The organism is Streptomyces roseoviridis, from assembly GCF_039535235.1.
Taxonomy (GTDB): domain Bacteria; phylum Actinomycetota; class Actinomycetes; order Streptomycetales; family Streptomycetaceae; genus Streptomyces; species Streptomyces roseoviridis.
The window spans coordinates 5,552,990-5,568,076 of record NZ_BAAAWU010000001.1; the positions used below are offsets into that span (position 1 = coordinate 5,552,990).

At 74.2% G+C, this 15,087-nt stretch carries 12 protein-coding genes and 1 pseudogene; 9 read left to right on the top strand and 4 right to left on the bottom strand.

Features of this window, described 5'->3' with window-relative positions:
• The first annotated feature begins 40 nt into the window (after window positions 1-40).
• The 4 genes from ABD954_RS25095 to ABD954_RS25110 all read left to right on the top strand — a co-directional run bounded on the left by ABD954_RS25095 (window position 41) and on the right by ABD954_RS25110 (window position 5,169).
• Complete coding sequence (locus ABD954_RS25095) at window positions 41-1,405, top strand: NYN domain-containing protein (protein WP_345489114.1); 1,365 nt, start codon at window positions 41-43, stop codon at window positions 1,403-1,405.
• Window positions 1,406-1,672: 267 nt separating this feature from the next.
• Window positions 1,673-2,701, top strand: coding sequence for a C40 family peptidase (locus ABD954_RS25100; RefSeq protein WP_345489116.1), 1,029 nt, complete (start codon window positions 1,673-1,675; stop codon window positions 2,699-2,701).
• A 183-nt stretch (window positions 2,702-2,884) separates the two neighbouring features.
• Window positions 2,885-3,901: a C40 family peptidase gene (locus ABD954_RS25105; RefSeq protein WP_345489118.1), complete on the top strand. Its 1,017-nt coding sequence runs from the start codon at window positions 2,885-2,887 to the stop codon at window positions 3,899-3,901.
• A 23-nt stretch (window positions 3,902-3,924) separates the two neighbouring features.
• Entirely contained in the window at window positions 3,925-5,169 is a 1,245-nt protein-coding gene (locus ABD954_RS25110; protein WP_345489120.1) for a hypothetical protein, read from the top strand.
• 31 nt (window positions 5,170-5,200) lie between these two features.
• Here the strand turns inward: ABD954_RS25110 and ABD954_RS25115 are convergent, their stop codons facing one another.
• A complete protein-coding gene (locus tag ABD954_RS25115) occupies window positions 5,201-5,740 on the bottom strand; it encodes a PadR family transcriptional regulator (protein ID WP_345489122.1) in 540 nt (179 codons plus the stop codon).
• A 105-nt stretch (window positions 5,741-5,845) separates the two neighbouring features.
• Between ABD954_RS25115 and ABD954_RS25120 the strand changes: the two are divergent.
• A pseudogene (locus ABD954_RS25120) lies at window positions 5,846-7,162 on the top strand (MATE family efflux transporter); the annotation flags it as partial.
• Between the two features lie 2 nt (window positions 7,163-7,164).
• On the opposite strand, the gene ABD954_RS25125 reads toward ABD954_RS25120, so the two are convergent.
• A complete protein-coding gene (locus tag ABD954_RS25125) occupies window positions 7,165-8,547 on the bottom strand; it encodes a glycosyltransferase 87 family protein (RefSeq protein WP_345489123.1) in 1,383 nt (460 codons plus the stop codon).
• 86 nt (window positions 8,548-8,633) lie between these two features.
• Between ABD954_RS25125 and ABD954_RS25130 the strand changes: the two genes are divergently transcribed.
• Window positions 8,634-9,776, top strand: coding sequence for a glycosyltransferase family 4 protein (locus tag ABD954_RS25130; RefSeq protein WP_345489125.1), 1,143 nt, complete (start codon window positions 8,634-8,636; stop codon window positions 9,774-9,776).
• A gap of 30 nt (window positions 9,777-9,806) precedes the next feature.
• Here ABD954_RS25130 and ABD954_RS25135 read toward each other — a convergent pair whose 3' ends face one another.
• Together ABD954_RS25135 and ABD954_RS25140 are read right to left on the bottom strand one after the other, a co-directional pair.
• Entirely contained in the window at window positions 9,807-10,331 is a 525-nt protein-coding gene (locus ABD954_RS25135) for a hypothetical protein (protein ID WP_345489127.1), read from the bottom strand.
• Window positions 10,332-10,471: 140 nt separating this feature from the next.
• A complete protein-coding gene (locus ABD954_RS25140; RefSeq protein WP_345489129.1) occupies window positions 10,472-12,268 on the bottom strand; it encodes an AMP-dependent synthetase/ligase in 1,797 nt (598 codons plus the stop codon).
• A 255-nt stretch (window positions 12,269-12,523) separates the two neighbouring features.
• Here ABD954_RS25140 and ABD954_RS25145 point away from each other — a divergent pair, with 255 nt between their 5' ends.
• The 3 genes from ABD954_RS25145 (at window position 12,524) to ABD954_RS25155 (ending at window position 15,085) form a co-directional block, all read left to right on the top strand.
• A complete protein-coding gene (locus ABD954_RS25145; RefSeq protein ID WP_345489131.1) occupies window positions 12,524-13,291 on the top strand; it encodes a metallophosphoesterase family protein in 768 nt (255 codons plus the stop codon).
• A gap of 88 nt (window positions 13,292-13,379) precedes the next feature.
• Window positions 13,380-13,823, top strand: a complete 444-nt coding sequence (locus tag ABD954_RS25150; protein WP_345489132.1) for an SRPBCC family protein — start codon at window positions 13,380-13,382, stop codon at window positions 13,821-13,823.
• Window positions 13,824-13,882: 59 nt separating this feature from the next.
• Window positions 13,883-15,085 (top strand): ArsA family ATPase, encoded by a 1,203-nt coding sequence (locus tag ABD954_RS25155; RefSeq protein ID WP_345489134.1) that lies wholly within the window; start codon window positions 13,883-13,885, stop codon window positions 15,083-15,085.
• Window positions 15,086-15,087 lie beyond the last annotated feature (2 nt).

The following is a 15,087-nucleotide window of genomic DNA, read 5'->3' on the forward strand; positions in this document are numbered from 1 at the left end:
GCCTCGCAGAGGGCGACGACAGGGAGAGGGGTGACGGATCGTGGAGCGGCCCGCGCACGGTGACGAGCCGACGGGCTCGGTGGACGAGGCCGCCGAGACGCTCGACCGGCCCCTTCCCGAGCCCGTACGGCGGAAGGTCGTCGCCCTGGTCGCCGACGCCTTCGGCGGGCTGACCGTCGCCGAGCTGCCCGCACCGCTGCGGCAGTACGCCCGCTTCACCGCCTCCCGGCGGGCCAAGTTCGCCGGGAACGCGATGGCCGCCGCCCTGGAGAGCGAGCCGCTGTTCCGGCAGCGGATCGGCGAGCGGTTCAAGGAGTCCCAGCCCGAGCTGGCCGGCGCCGTGGAGTCCGGCGCCCCGCCCGCCGCGGCCGACCCCGTCGATGTCGCCGCCGCGGCCTATCTGCTGCGCCCGGCCGGCTGGGGCAAGCTCGTGGCCGCCGCCGGCGAGGAGGCGCAGCGCGCCGACGCCGAGCGGGCCGACGAGGCCGGCCGCCGCGAGCTGGAGCGGCTGCGCGAGGAGGTCGCGGGCGCCAAGGAGCGGGCCAGGGCCGAGACCGAGCAGCTGCGGCACGACCTGGAGGCCGCCCGCAAGGAAGCCGAATCGCTTCACCGCAAGCTGCGCAGCGCCCAGAGCGACGTCAAGCGCGGCGAGGCGGCGCTGCGGCGCGCCCGGGCCGAGATCGACACCGCCCGCACCGAGGCCGCCGCCCAGGTGTCGGCCGCCGAGAGCGAGACCCGGCGCCTCAAGGCCCGCCTCGGCGAGGTGGAGGCAGCCCTGGAGGCCAGCCGGCGGGCCGCCCGCGAGGGCCGCTCGGTGGAGGACATGCGGCTGCGACTGCTCCTGGACACGGTGCTCGACGCCGCTCAGGGGCTGCGCCGCGAACTGGCCCTGCCCCCGGTGTCGATGCACCCCGCGGACACCGTGGACGCCGTCGAGCCGGGCCGGATGTCGCCGAAGGACATCGCGGCCCGCGCCCTGTCCGAGACCGACCCGGCGCTCCTGGACCAGCTGCTCGAACTGCCCCAGGCGCACCTGGTGGTGGACGGCTACAACGTCACCAAGACCGGCTATCCGACGATGCCGCTGGAGAAGCAGCGGCTGCGGCTGCTCGGCGGTCTGTCCGCGCTCGCGGCCCGCTCCGGCGCGGAGATCACCTGTGTCTTCGACGGCGCCGAACTCGCGGCGCCGGTGCTGCTCGCCCCGCCGCGCGGGGTGCGGGTGCTGTTCTCCAAGCCCGGTGTGACGGCCGACGAGCTGATCCGGCAGCTGGTGCGCGCCGAGCCGCCGGGGCGTCCGGTCGTGGTGGTGTCCACCGACCGGGAGGTCGCCGACGGGGTCGCCAAGTCCGGCGCCCGGCCCGTGGCCTCCGCGTTGTTGCTGAAGCGGCTTTCGCGCCTCTCGTGACGTCTCGTCACTGCTGAGCCCTCGTGGGCGTGATGTCCGGATTGTTGTCCGCGCAGGGTCAAGTGGCCATTACTGCCCGTGGGATGTATGTAAATAACTTGTCGAGCGGGCGAGATTTTGCCCGTTGGGATTTGAACTGATCACAAGATGGTCACTAGGGTCGGGCCTCGAACCTTCGCGCGGTTGATCATCCATCGGGGATGACAGCGATGGTCCCGCCTGCCGCAGTTCTGGCCTGGCGGCTCGAGGAAGAAGGAGCTCGCCTTCGTGGCGTCCCACCGTCGACCCAAGCAGCCCAGCCGCACCCGTGTGACCGTGCTCACCGCCACCGCCGCGGCAGCCGTCGCACTGTCCGCCCAGACCGGCGCACAGGCGGCCCCCAAGCCGAAGATCGACGAAGTCAAGTCGAAGGTCGACAAGCTCCACCACGAGGCCGAGGAGGCCACGGAGCAGTACAACCTCGCCGAGGAGCGCAGGGAGAAGCTGCAGAAGGAGATCGGCGCCCTCCAGGACAAGGTCGCCCGCGGCCAGGAGGAGCTCAACACCCTGCGCGGCCAGATCGGTTCGGTCGCCAGCGCCCAGTACCGCTCCGGCGGCATCGACCCGGCGCTCCAGCTCTTCCTCTCCTCCGACCCGGACACCTACCTCGACAAGGCGTCCGCGATCGACCAGCTCGGCGCCAAGCAGGCCGACGTCCTGCAGTCCATCCAGGGCAAGCAGCGCACCCTCGCCCAGCAGCGGGCCGAGGCGACCACGAAGCTCGCCGACCTCGAGGACGTCCGCAAGACCCTCGGCGAGAAGAAGAAGAAGTTCCAGGGCAAGCTCGCCGAGGCGCAGAAGCTGCTCAACACCCTGACCGCCGCCGAGCGCGCCAAGATCCAGCAGGAGGAGCAGCGCGCCAGCCGCGCCGCCGGCGACCGCGTCGACCTCGGCAACGAGGTGCCGGCCTCCCAGCGCGGCGCCGCCGCCCTGAACGCCGCCGCCACCCAGCTCGGCAAGCCGTACGTCTCCGGCGCCGAGGGCCCCAACTCGTACGACTGCTCCGGTCTGACGCAGTGGTCCTACCGCCAGGCCGGCGTCCGCATCAGCCGCACCACCTACACCCAGCAGAACGACGGCGTGAAGATCGGCCGCAGCCAGCTCAAGCCGGGCGACCTGGTCTTCTTCAACGGCCTTTCCCACGTGGGTCTGTACGCGGGCAACAACACCATCCTGCACGCCCCCAAGCCGGGCGCGGTGGTCCGCTACGAGTCCATGGACTACATGGGCACCTTCCAGTTCGGCGTCCGCATCTGACGCCACGGCCGACGCCCCCGATCGGGTGGTTTGCCGGATCCTGAACTGACCTGACGCCCCGCCGGTGACCTGTGTTCTCCGGCGGGGCGTCACTTTGTGTGCTCGGCGCCTTCGTTGGTGGCGGCGGTGCGAGCGGCTACTGTCTGCCGCGCCAGTCCGTCGAGCCGAACAGGAGCGTGATCCTTGGCGACCCACCGACGACCCGCCAGGGTCACCGTCCTCACCGCGGCCGCGGCCACCGCCGCGACGGCCCTCGGGGCCGTCCCCGCCGCGCACGCCGAACCGGGCGGTGCCGCGCCCGAGACCACCCGCGCCACCGTCGACCGGCTCTTCGAGGAGGCCGAGCGCGCCACCGAGGGCTACAACCGCGCCGACGAGAAGGCCGACCGGCTGCGCACCACGGTCTCCCAGGCGCAGGACAGCCTCGCCCGCGGCCAGGAGCGGATCAACCGGATGCGCGGCGCGCTCGGTTCGGTGGCCGGCGCCCAGTACCGCTCCGGCGGCATCGACCCGGCCCTCGCCCTGCTGCTCTCCTCCGACCCGGACAGCTACCTCGCCCGGGCCTCCGTCCTCGACCGGGTCACCGCCCGCCAGAGCGCCGCCCTCGGCGAACTCCGGCGCGAGCTGCGGGAGCTGGCGCAGGAGCGGACCGAGGCGAGCCGGGCCCTCGCCGAACTCGAGCGCAGCCGCGCCGAGGTGGCCCGGCACAAGCGCACCGTCGAACGGAAGCTCGCCGAGGCCCGCCGGGTGCTCGCCGCCCTGTCCGCCGACGAACGGGCCGGCTTCGAACGGGCCTCCCGCTCCGGCCGCGAGGCCCTCGGCGAGGAACTCCCGCCGCTCGGCGACCTCGGACCCTCGCGCGCCGCCGCCGCGGTGATCGCGGCGCGCGCCGCCATCGGCAAGCCCTACGTGTGGGGCGCCACCGGCCCGTCCGCCTTCGACTGCTCGGGCCTCATGGTCTGGTCCTACCGCCAGGCCGGCATCGCCCTGCCCCGCACCTCCCAGGCCCAGCGGAACGCGGGCCGCCGCGTCCCGCTCTCCCAGGCGCAGCCCGGCGACCTCGTCACGTACCGCAGCGACGCCAGCCACGTCGCGATCTACGCCGGCAACGGCCAGGTCATCCACGCGCCCTACCCGGGCGCGCGGGTCCGCTACGACCCGGTGAACATGATGTCCCACGCCACGGTGACGCGGGTCTGAGACCGCCCCCGTACGATCGCGGCATGGCGGATCGGGGCAGGGCGGGCTCGAGCGGGGCGGCCCGGAGCGGGCGTGCGGCGCGCGGTGCCGCCGGCTGCCTGGCGGCCTGGCTGCTCGTCCTCACCGGCTGCGCGGCCCCCGCACCGGACGGACCCGCCCGCGCCGAGGTGCAGCGCCTCCTCGACCGGCGGGCCGAGGCCCTGCTGGAGCGGGACGAGGCCGGCTATCTCGCCGCCGTCGACCCGGCACTCGCGCCCGCCGCGCGGACCGAGTTCGGCCGGCTGGCGAAGATCCCGCTCGGCGGCTGGTCGTACCGGGTCACCGACGTCGACCCGTCCGGAGCGGGCCGGGCCGTCGCCGAGGCCGAACTCGGCTACCGCATCGAGGGCTACGACTCCGGCCCCGCCACCACCCGGCGGATCCTGGAGCTCGCCGAACGGGACGGCCGCTGGTACGTCACCGGTGACCGCGCGGCCGAGGGTGCCCCGGAGCAGCTGTGGCAGCAGGGCGAGGTCGGCGCGGTGACGGGCCGCCGCAGCCTGGTCCTCGGCGTCGGCCAGCCCCCCGAGCGGCTGCGGGAGATCGCCGACGCGGCGGACCGGGCCGTGCCCGCCGTCGGCGCGGCCTGGCCCTCGCCGTGGGCCGGGCGGATCGTGGTCCTGGTCCCGGCCTCGCTGGACGCGATGGGCCGCCTGCTCGGCGCGCCCGCGGCCTCGTACCGGGGGATCGCCGCCGTCACCACGGGCGAGGCCGGCGGCGGCCCCGCGGCCCCCGCGGACCGGGTGATCGTCAACCCGGAGGCGTACGGGGTGCTCGGCGGCTTCGGCCGGCAGTTCGTCCTCACCCACGAGACCACGCACGTCGCCACCCGCGGCCAGACCACGGCGGCCACCCCGGTCTGGCTCTCCGAGGGCTTCGCCGACTGGGTCGCCCACCGCGGCAGCGGCCGCACCCCCGCCGAGGTCGCCCCCGAACTCGCCCGCGAGGTCCGCTCCGGCCGGCTCCCCGCCGCCCTGCCGGACGACGGCGCCTTCGCCTTCGGCGGCGACGCGGCCACGCTGGCCCGCGCCTACGAGGGCGGCTGGCTGGCCTGCGCCCTGATCGCCGACCGCTGGGGCGAGGCGGAGCTGACCGCCTTCTACCGCGCGGTCGGCGCCCACCCGGGCCGCGAGGGCGCGGTGGAGAAGGCCCTCGCGGACGTCCTGGGCACCACGCCCGAGGAGTTCACGGCCCGCTGGCGCACCCATCTGCGCGAGCGGCTGGGCTGAACCGGGCCAGGCGTGACGTGCCGGACGCGGCCTAGGCCCCGGCCGCCTTCCGGTCCAGCTCCTCCAGGGTCTCCGCCAGCCACGCCTTCTCCTCCGTGCCCGTGGCGCGGGCGATGCGGAGCATGCCGCGCCGGAAGGGGTCGGGCTCGTCCTCGGCGCGCACCGGAGCGGCGCCCTTGTAGAAGAAGCTGGCCGGGGTGGTGAGGAAGTCCAGGCGGCGGCGCAGGACGGCGGCCTGGTCGGCCGGGTCGGGGAGCCGGCCCAGGAAGGCGAGCAGGGTGAAGAAGCGCTGGCCGTCGGTGATCTCGGCGTCCTTGGGGGAGCGCAGCCGGGCGAGGAGCTCGGCGCGGCCGGCGTCGGTCAGCGAGAGGGTCCGCCGGGGGGCCGCGCCCGTGCCCGGTTCCGAACGGCTCTCGACCAGGCCGCTCTTCACCAGCCGGGTGATGGCCGGGTAGAGGGCTCCGTCGCTGACCGGGCGGACATGGCCGCTCAGGCCGTGGATGCGCTCCTTGAGCTCGTAGCCGTGCAGCGGCCCCTCGTCGAGGAAGCCGAGGATCGACAGCTCCAGCACCGGGGGCTCCTTCGCGGTCGTGGCTTGTCGGGTGCGCGCTCGTCATGCTACCTCTTTTCGAGTTGCCTCGAATCGAGGTACCGCGAAACGAGGGGGACCGGCCGCATGACGGACCGCACGAGCACCACGACCACCGCCACCCGGCACCGCCGCACCCTCGTGCGGCTCGCCGGACCCGTCTACCTCGAACTCCTCGCCGGAGTCGCCGCGGGCATCATCGGCATGGTCTGGGTCGCCCGCCTCGGCGGGGACGCCGTCGCCGCCGTCGCCGTCGCCACCAACGTCGAGAACCTGCTCCTCGGCGTCGTGCTCATGGCCTCGTCCGGCACCACCGTCCTCGTCGCCCGCGCCAGAGGCGCCGCCGACCCCGCCGCACTGCGTTCCGCCGTCCGCGGCGGCGCCGTCCTCGGCGCGCTGCTCGTCCCGCCCGTCGCCGTCGGCGGCTTCCTGCTGCGCGACCCGCTCGCCGCGCTCCTGCTCGGCGGACCGGGCCACCCCGCGCACGCCCTCGCCACCGCCTACTTCGCGGTCTCGCTGCCCGGCACGGCCGTCTTCTTCGCCACCACCGTCCTCGACGGGATCCTCAAGGGCGCCGGCGACACCCGCACCCCCATGCGGCTCGCGTTCCTCGCCAACGGGCTGATCCTGGTCCTCGACCCGCCGCTGATCCACGCCTACGGAGTCCAGGGCGCCGCCGTCGCCACCGTCGTCGGACGCACCGCCGCCCTCGCCGCCGGGCTGCTCGCCCTGCGCCGCAACCCCCTCCTCGCGGCCGCGCGGGCCGCGAGCCCTTCGTGCACCGTCCCGGCCGCCGTGCGCCGCACCGCCGCCCTCGGCCTGCCCATGTCCGCCGACTTCACCGTCCGCATGGCCGGCGCGCTCGCCCTCGTCTCCGTCGTCGCCCGCCTCGGGGTCACGGAGATCGCCGCCTACGGAATCGCCGCCAAGGCCATGTACGTCGCGACCATGGCCTTCTACGCGGTGCGGCAGGCCGCCGCCATCCACACCGCCCACCTGCTGGGCGCCGGCCGGGACGAGCGCGCGGCCGTGCGCCGCCAGGCCCTCGTCCTCGGCGGGCTGCTCGGCGCGGGCGCCGACGCGTTGCTGTTCCTGGGCGCCGGACCCGTCATGCGCGGCTTCGGCGCCGAACCGGCCGTCGCCGAGGCAGGGGCGCTGTTCCTGCGCTGCCTCGGCCCCTACCTGCTCCTGATGGCCGGATTCATCGCCGTGGCCGGGGTCTTCGAGGGCGGCGGCGACTCCCCGCGGCTCGCCCGGATCACCGTCGCCGGCGTCCTGCTCCAGCTACCGCTGGCGTACGTGCTGTCGGCGGCGCTCGGACTCGCCGGCGTCTGCCTGGCCATGGCCCTCGCGATGGCCGCCCAGTGCGCGGCCCTGGCGCTGCTCCGGAAGAGCCCGGCGCCGGGTCAGGAGGACGCCGACGCCGACGTCGAAGCCGACGCCGAAGCCGAAGCTGATGCCGAAGCTGATGCCGAAGCGGAAGCCGAAGCCGAAGCCGACGCGGGTGACGTGTCGCGGTCGGCCTGAACCGGCAGCCTCGCCGGGCGGGCCGCCACGGTCGCCGCGCCCGCGCGCGGCTCCGTGACCGTCTGCCGCCACAGGATCCGGCAGGCGGAGACTACGGCCGCCACCAGCAGACCGTTGCGGACGAGCAGCAGCGCGATGCCCAGCGGATCGCTGTCCCCGACGTGCGAGAACCACACCGGGAACTCGAACTGCGTCACCGCCGTCGCCCACAGCACCAGATACGCGGGCCGGTGCATCCGGCTCGACCGGTACACCAGGCACACCGCGGCCAGACCCACCAGCCAGATCATGTACTGGGGGCTGATCACCCGGCTCGTCGCCGTGAACAGCAGCACCGCCACGAAGGCCGCGTCCGCCGTGGTCGACGTCGTGCGCCGGCGGGCCCGCAGCCGCCACACCAGCAGCCAGACGAACGCGGCGGCCGTCAGCACCATCGCCACCGTCGACACCGCCCGGACGCCCGGACCGAGGAACTCGATCGAGCCGTAGTTCATCCGCGCCTCGCCCGGCCAGCCGAAGTGCCGGGCCACGTGGAAGACCATCGCCCCCAGCGACTCGATCTCCGTGCCCCGGTCCCGCTGGAAGCCCAGGAAGGCCAGCGCCCCCGGCGCCGCGAGCACGCACAGCAGCAGCACCCCGGCCGCCGCGCCCGCCGCCGCCGTCCACGAGCGGAAGGTGGCCCGGCCGCGCGCGGTGCCGACGAGCACCAGCACCGGCCACACCTTGAGCGTCGCCCCGAACCCGGCGAGCGCGCCGAGCACCGCCGGACGGCGGACCGCCGCGAGCAGCCCCGCCACCGCCACCGCCGTCACCATCAGGTCGTAACGGGCGTACGCGGTCGGGCCGAGCAGCGGCACGCCCGCCAGCCACAGCCACGCCCCCCGCATCGAGCGGCCCGGCCGCCGCCCCGCGTACACCAGCAGGCCGAAGACGAGCGCGTCACACAGCAGGGCGAGCACGAAGAACGCGGCCGAGTAGCCGAGGAAGGGCAGCAGCGCCGGGGCCAGGATCGGCAGGGCGGCGGCCGGCGGGTACTGCCAGGTGACGTCGTCCATCGGATACGTGCCGGTCTTCAGGACCTCGTACCAGCCCTGGTAGATCTGCTCGATGTCACTGGTCACGTCCGGCCCCGGGATGACCACGACCTTGAAGACGCACAGCAGGATCAGCACCCGGGTGAAGGCCCACAGGCCGAGGGGCCGGCCCAGCGTGCCGACGTACGAGCCCCAGGTCGTGCCTGCCGTCCCCACCGCGCCCGTCATACCTGTCCTGTTCCTCTTCTGTCGGTCCGCCGGGGCGGAGGGTGGTGGTGCCGGGCTGGGGCGCGACCACGATACTGTCGGCCACGATGCACAAGACCCTGATCGTAACGAACGACTTTCCGCCCCGTCCGGGCGGAATCCAGGCGTTCCTGCACAACATGGCGCTGCGTCTGGATCCCGAGCGGATCGTGGTCTACGCCTCCACGTGGAAGCGCAGCCGCGAGGGGATCGAGGCGACCGCCGCGTTCGACGCCGAACAGCCTTTCACGGTCGTCCGCGACCGCACCACCATGCTGCTGCCGACTCCTCGGGTGACCGCGCGGGCGACCGCGCTGCTGCGCGAGCACGGCTGCGAGGCGGTGTGGTTCGGCGCCGCGGCCCCGCTCGGCCTGATGGCCCCCGCGCTGCGCCGCGCGGGCGCCCGGCGCATCGTCGCCACGACCCACGGCCACGAGGCGGGCTGGGCGCAGCTGCCCGCCGCCCGGCAGCTGCTCGGACGGATCGGCGAGGGCACGGACACGCTCACCTACCTCGGCGAGTACACCCGCTCCCGGATCGCGACCGCGCTCGGCCCGGCCGCCGCCGCCCGCATGACGCAGCTCCCGCCCGGCGTCGACGAGAAGACCTTCCACCCCGACTCGGGCGGCGCCGAGGTGCGCGAGCGGCTCGGGCTCAGCGACCGCCCGGTCGTCGTGTGCGTCTCGCGGCTCGTACCGCGCAAGGGCCAGGACACCCTGGTCCTCGCCATGCCGGAGATCCTGCGCCGGGTGCCCGACGCGGTCCTGCTGATCGTCGGCGGCGGCCCGTACGAGCAGGACCTGCGCCGGCTCGCGGCCCGTACCGGAGTCGCCGCGTCGGTGCGCTTCACCGGCGCCGTCCCGTGGTCCGAGCTGCCCGCGCACTACGGGGCCGGCGACGTCTTCGCCATGCCCTGCCGCACCCGGCGCGGCGGCCTGGACGTCGAGGGCCTCGGCATCGTCTACCTGGAGGCCTCCGCGACCGGCCTGCCGGTCGTCGCCGGTGACTCGGGCGGCGCGCCCGACGCCGTCCTCGACGGCGAGACCGGCTGGGTCGTCCGCGGTGGTTCCCACGAGGACACCGCGGATCGCGTCGCCACCCTCCTGCTCGACCCCGAGCTGCGCGCCCGCATGGGCGAGCGCGGCCGCCGCTGGGTGGAGGAGCGCTGGCGCTGGGACCTGCTGGCCGAGCGCCTGCGCGAACTGCTGTAGCCGACCACCTCCCCGGCCCGGCTCCCGGCCCTAGCCGGGGAGGTAGTCCGTCAGCGCGCACCCGTCGACGAGGAGCTTCTCGTTGCGGTAGCCGTCCGGCACCTTGAAGCCCTTCTCGCAGGTGAAGAGGAGGACCTCGGACTTCAGCAGCGCCTTCGCCGTGGCGTCGTCGTTCGCCACCAGCGCGAAGTCCTGGCCGATCAGGAAGCGGCCGCCCTGGCCCTTGCCGGCGGCCGCCTTGTTCGCGCGCTGGAACTTCTCCATGTCGGAGACGGACAGCAGCGTGACGGTGTCCCGGGCGTCGTCGCCGCACACCGCCCGCTGCTCCACCGCCCACGCGGGATCCTTCGCCTGGGCGGCCATCGCGCCGCTGCCGCTCGTGCCGGAGCGCAGGTCGCTGCACATCGTGTGCGCGGCGACCAGCTTCTCGATGGCCGCCATGTCGGGGGCCGAGGGCAGCCCGACGTCCTCGCCCCAGGTGCTGCCGCACCCGGTGACGGCGACGAGGGCGGTGAGGGCCGCGCCCAGAACGGCGGCGGTGCGCGTGAGCCGCATGACTTCCTGCTTCCCTTGCGTAGCGGTGTTTCGTAGGGGTGTGGTGCGACGTGCCGGAATCGTCCGCTCCGGCCCTGACGCGCGCGAACGCCCCCGGCCGGCCCGGGAGTCGGGCCGGCCAGGGGCGTTCCGAAGAGCCGTCAGGCCCGGTAGATCGCCTCGATCTCGTCGGCGAAGTCCTTCGCCACCACGTTGCGCTTCAGCTTCAGGGACGGGGTGATGTGCCCCGCCTCCTCCGTGAACTGCGCGGACAGGATACGGAACTTCCGGACCGACTCCGCCTTCGAGACCGCCGCGTTGCCGTCGTCCACCGCCCGCTGGACCTCCGCCATCAGCTCCGGGTCCTCCCGCAGCGTCGCCGCCGTCGAGCCGGCCGGCTTGCCGTGCTCCGCCGCCCAGCGGCCCAGGAACTCCTCGTCGATCGTGACGAGCGCGCCCACGAACGGCCGCCCGTCGCCGACCACCATGCACTCGGCGACCAGCGCGTGCGCCCGGATGCGGTCCTCGATGACCGCCGGGGCGACGTTCTTGCCGCCCGCCGTCACCAGGATCTCCTTCTTGCGGCCCGTGATGGCGAGGTAGCCGTCCTCGTCCAGGGTGCCGATGTCACCGGTGTGGAACCAGCCGTCCGCCAGCGCCTCCGCCGTCGCCGCCTCGTTGTTCCAGTAGCCGGAGAAGATGTGCTCGCCGTGCAGCAGCACCTCGCCGTCGTCGGCGATCCGCACCACCGAACCCGGCAGCGGCTGCCCGACCGTGCCGATCTTCTGCCGGTCCCACGGGTTGAACGCGGTCGCCGCGCAGGACTCCGTCAGGCCGTAGCCCTCCAGGACGGTGAAGCCGATGCCGCGGAAGAAGTGGCCGAGCCGCTCGCCCAGCGGCGCGCCGCCGGAGATCGCGTACTCGCCGCGCCCGCCGAGCACCGCCCGCAGCTTTGAGAAGACCAGCTTGTCGAAGACCTTGTGCTTCAGCCGCAGACCGAAGGACGGCCCCTGCGGGGTGCTCAGCGCCCGGCTGTACGCGATCGCCGTGTGCGCCGCCTTGTCGAAGATCCTGCCCTTGCCGTCCGCCTGCGCCTTCGCCCGGGCCGAGTTGTAGACCTTCTCGAAGACCCGCGGCACACCGAGGATCAGCGTCGGCCGGAAGGCCGCCAGCTCGTCGGTGAGGTTCTTGATGTCGGGCAGACAGCCCAGCTTGATCGGCGCCATCACCGAGGCGACCTCGACGAGCCGCCCGAAGACGTGCGCCGCCGGCAGGAAGAGCAGCACCGAGCACTCGCCCGTGCGGAACAGCGGCTTCAGCCGCTCGACCACGTTGCCGCACTCGGCGAAGAAGGCCCGGTGGGTCAGCACACAGCCCTTGGGGCGGCCGGTGGTGCCCGAGGTGTAGACGATGGTCGCCGGGTCGTCCGCGTGCGCCGAGGACATCCGCTGGTCGAGCAGTTCGTCGGAGACGTCCGCGCCCTCGGCGGTGAGGCGCGCGATCGCGTCCGCCTCGATCTGCCGGACGCCCTTCAGGGCCGGCAGGTTCGCCCGTACCGACTCCACCGAGGTCTCGTGCGCCGCGGTCTCCACGAGGGCCAGCGAGGCGCCCGAGTCGCCGAGGATCCACTGGATCTGTTCCGGCGAGCTCGTCTCGTAGACCGGCACGGTCACCGCGCCCGCGCTCCAGATCGCGAAGTCCAGGAGCACCCACTCGTAGCGCGTCCGGGACAGCAGCGCGACCCGGTCGCCCGGCTCCACGCCGGCGGCGATCAGACCCTTGGCCGCCCCGCGGACCTCGGCGAGGAACTGCTGCGCGGTGACGTCCGTCCAGACACCGGCCACCTTGCGCCCCATCACGGCGACGTCTGGGTGCTGGGAGGCGTTGCGGCGGATGAGATCCGTCAGGTTGCCGTCCGTGGGGACCTCGTACAGGGCCGGAAGGCTGAACTCGCGCAAGACTGCTGCTCCTCATCGGGCGCCGGCGCCACGGCTCTGTGTGATGCACCGGTGTAGTCCAAGGTCGGGCAGGTGCTCAGTGGGGGTGAGCACGACTGGACTGCCCGGACGTTACCCATCAGTACGCGGTTCCCGATAGGGGGTCCTGCCGAGATGTTCCGTGCGTCACACATGTATGGCGTTGCTCCGCGCACAGTAGTCCACGGCTTTCCGGACTCCCAAGTAACCGCAGGTCGCACCCCCTAGGCTGGCGGGATGAGGATCAACGTGGTCAGCGACGTACACGGCAACGCGGAAGCCCTCGCCCGGGCGGGGGACGGCGCCGACGCCCTCATATGCCTCGGCGACCTGGTGCTCTTCCTGGACTACGCCGACCACAGCCGCGGCATCTTCCCCGACCTCTTCGGCGCCGAGAACGCCGACCGCATCGTCGAGCTGCGCACCGCCCGCCGCTTCGACGAGGCCCGCGCGTTCGGCCGCTCGCTGTGGGAGGCCCTCGACGTCGACCGCGCCACCGCCATCGAGGGCGCCGTCCGCCGCCAGTACGCCGAGCTGTTCGCCGCCTTCCCCACCCCCACGTACGCCACCTACGGCAACGTCGACATCCCCCGCCTCTGGCCCGAGTACGCCCGCCCCGGCACCACCGTCCTCGACGGCGACCGCGTCGAGCTCGACGGCCTCGTCTTCGGCTTCGTCGGCGGCGGTCTGAGCACCCCCATGCGCACGCCGTACGAGATCTCCGACGAGGAGTACGCGGCCAAGGTCGAGGCCCTCGGCGAGGTCGACGTGCTCTGCTCGCACATCCCGCCGGACGTCCCCGAACTCACCTACGACACCGTCGCCCGCCGCTTCGAACGCGGCAGCCGCGCCCTCCTCGACGCCATCCACCGCGTCCGCCCCCGCTACGCCCTCTTCGGCCACGTCCACCAGCCGCTCGCCCGCCGCATGCGGATCGGCGCCACCGAGTGCGTCAACGTCGGGCACTTCGCGGCGACCGGGCGGCCGTGGACGCTGCGGTGGTGACGGCCTCGTACGGCCGCGCCACGAGGGCGCGATAGCCTGCACACAGAAAGTCGCCCCACGAGTCGCGTCCATACGAGGAGCCCCCGCGATGGCGGAACACACCAGCTCGAGCATCACCATCGAGGCGGCCCCGGCCGAGGTCATGCGGGTGATCGCCGACTTCGCCCGCTACCCCGAGTGGACGGGCGAGGTGAAGGAGGCCGAGGTCCTGGAGACGGACCCGGCCGGCCGCGCGGAGAAGGTCCGCCTCCTGCTCGACGCGGGCGCCATCAAGGACGACCACACCCTCGCCTACACCTGGACCGGCGACCACGAGGTCAGCTGGACCCTGGTCAAGTCCCAGATGCTCCGCGCCCTCGACGGCTCCTACCGCCTCACCCCGGCCTCGGGCGGCGACCGCACGGAGGTCACCTACCAGCTGACCGTCGACGTCAAGATCCCCATGCTGGGCATGATCAAGCGCAAGGCGGAGAAGGTCATCATCGACAGGGCGCTGGCCGGCCTGAAGAAGCGGGTGGAATCGCCGAAGTGACGTCCCGGGGCCCCTCCCCGGGACCCCGCCCGGGGCAGGGGCGCCGGTACGGTCGGCGCATGCGGATCATTCTTGTCACCGGGACCGGCGGCGCCGGACGCACCACCACGGCCCTCGCCACGGCGCTGGCGGAGGCACGGGCCGGCCGCCGCGTGCTGCTGGTGTCGGCGGACGCCGGGACCACGGCGGGCCTCCGGGCCGACGGGACCGGGACCGGAAAGCCCCGGCCGGTCCGCCTCACGGACGCCCCGGACGCCCCCGGCACCCGCACCCCGCACCTCCTCGTCCCCGACCCCGCCGCCGACTTCCGCCGCGAGTTCCTCGCCCTCCAGGCCCGCTCCAGCAGCGCCCTGGACCTCCTCGGGGCCGCGCCCTTCGAGGACGCCGAGCTCACCGAGCTGCCCGGCAGCGGACAGATCGCCCAGCTCAGGGCCCTGCGGAACGCGGCCGCGGGGGACTGGGACCTGGTCGTCGCCGAGCTGCCCCCGGTGCGCGAGGCCCTCGCGCTGCTCGCCCTGCCCGAGCAGCTGCGCCGCTACCTGCGCCGCCTGCTCCCGCCCGAGCGGCAGGCCGCCCGCGCCCTGCGCCCGATGCTCGCCCAGCTCGCCGGCGTCCCCCTGCCCGCGCAGTGGCTGTACGAGACCACCGCCCGCTGGGAGCAGGAACTGGCCGCCGTCCAGGACGTGATCGCCTCCCCGGACACCGCCGTCCGGCTGGTCCTCGAACCCGGCCCCGCCGCGGCCGACGCCCTGCGCACCGCCCGCCTCGGCCTCGCCCTCCAGGGACTCGCCCTCGACACCGTCGTCGCCAACCGCGTCCTGCCCGCCGACTCGGCCGACCCCTGGTTCGCGGGGCTCGCCGCCGAACAGCACCACCACCTCGCCGCCCTCCGCGCCGCCCACCCCGGCCTGCGCGAACTGCCGCACCTCGGCCGCGTCCCGCGCGGCACCGAGGACCTGGTCCTCCTGGCCGTCCCCGGCCGCCAGACGCCCGAGGCCCCGCCCGCCTGGACCGTCGAGGACCGCCGCGACGAGGACGGCATCCTCGTCTGGCACGTCCCGCTGCCCGGCGCCGTCAAGGACGGCCTCTCGCTCGTCCGCCGCGGCGACGAACTGCTCCTCGCCGTCGGACCCTTCCGCCGCGCCGTCCCCCTCCCGCCCGTGCTGCGCCGCTGCACCGTCACCGGCGCCGGACTCGTCGACGGCGACCTGCGCATCCGCTTCGCCCCCGACCCGGGCCTCTGGCCGAGGAGCACTCCCTGAGC

Bases quoted from the DNA above. Each gene is read 5' to 3' on its own strand.
- ABD954_RS25155 (WP_345489134.1), top strand. From the start codon at position 13,883: ATGCGGATCATTCTTGTCACCGGGACCGGCGGCGCCGGACGCACCACC.
- ABD954_RS25130 (WP_345489125.1), top strand. From the start codon at position 8,634: ATGCACAAGACCCTGATCGTAACGAACGACTTTCCGCCCCGTCCGGGC.
- ABD954_RS25150 (WP_345489132.1), top strand. From the start codon at position 13,380: ATGGCGGAACACACCAGCTCGAGCATCACCATCGAGGCGGCCCCGGCC.
- ABD954_RS25125 (WP_345489123.1), bottom strand. From the start codon at position 8,547: ATGACGGGCGCGGTGGGGACGGCAGGCACGACCTGGGGCTCGTACGTC.
- ABD954_RS25110 (WP_345489120.1), top strand. From the start codon at position 3,925: ATGGCGGATCGGGGCAGGGCGGGCTCGAGCGGGGCGGCCCGGAGCGGG.
- ABD954_RS25135 (WP_345489127.1), bottom strand. From the start codon at position 10,331: ATGCGGCTCACGCGCACCGCCGCCGTTCTGGGCGCGGCCCTCACCGCC.
- ABD954_RS25145 (WP_345489131.1), top strand. From the start codon at position 12,524: ATGAGGATCAACGTGGTCAGCGACGTACACGGCAACGCGGAAGCCCTC.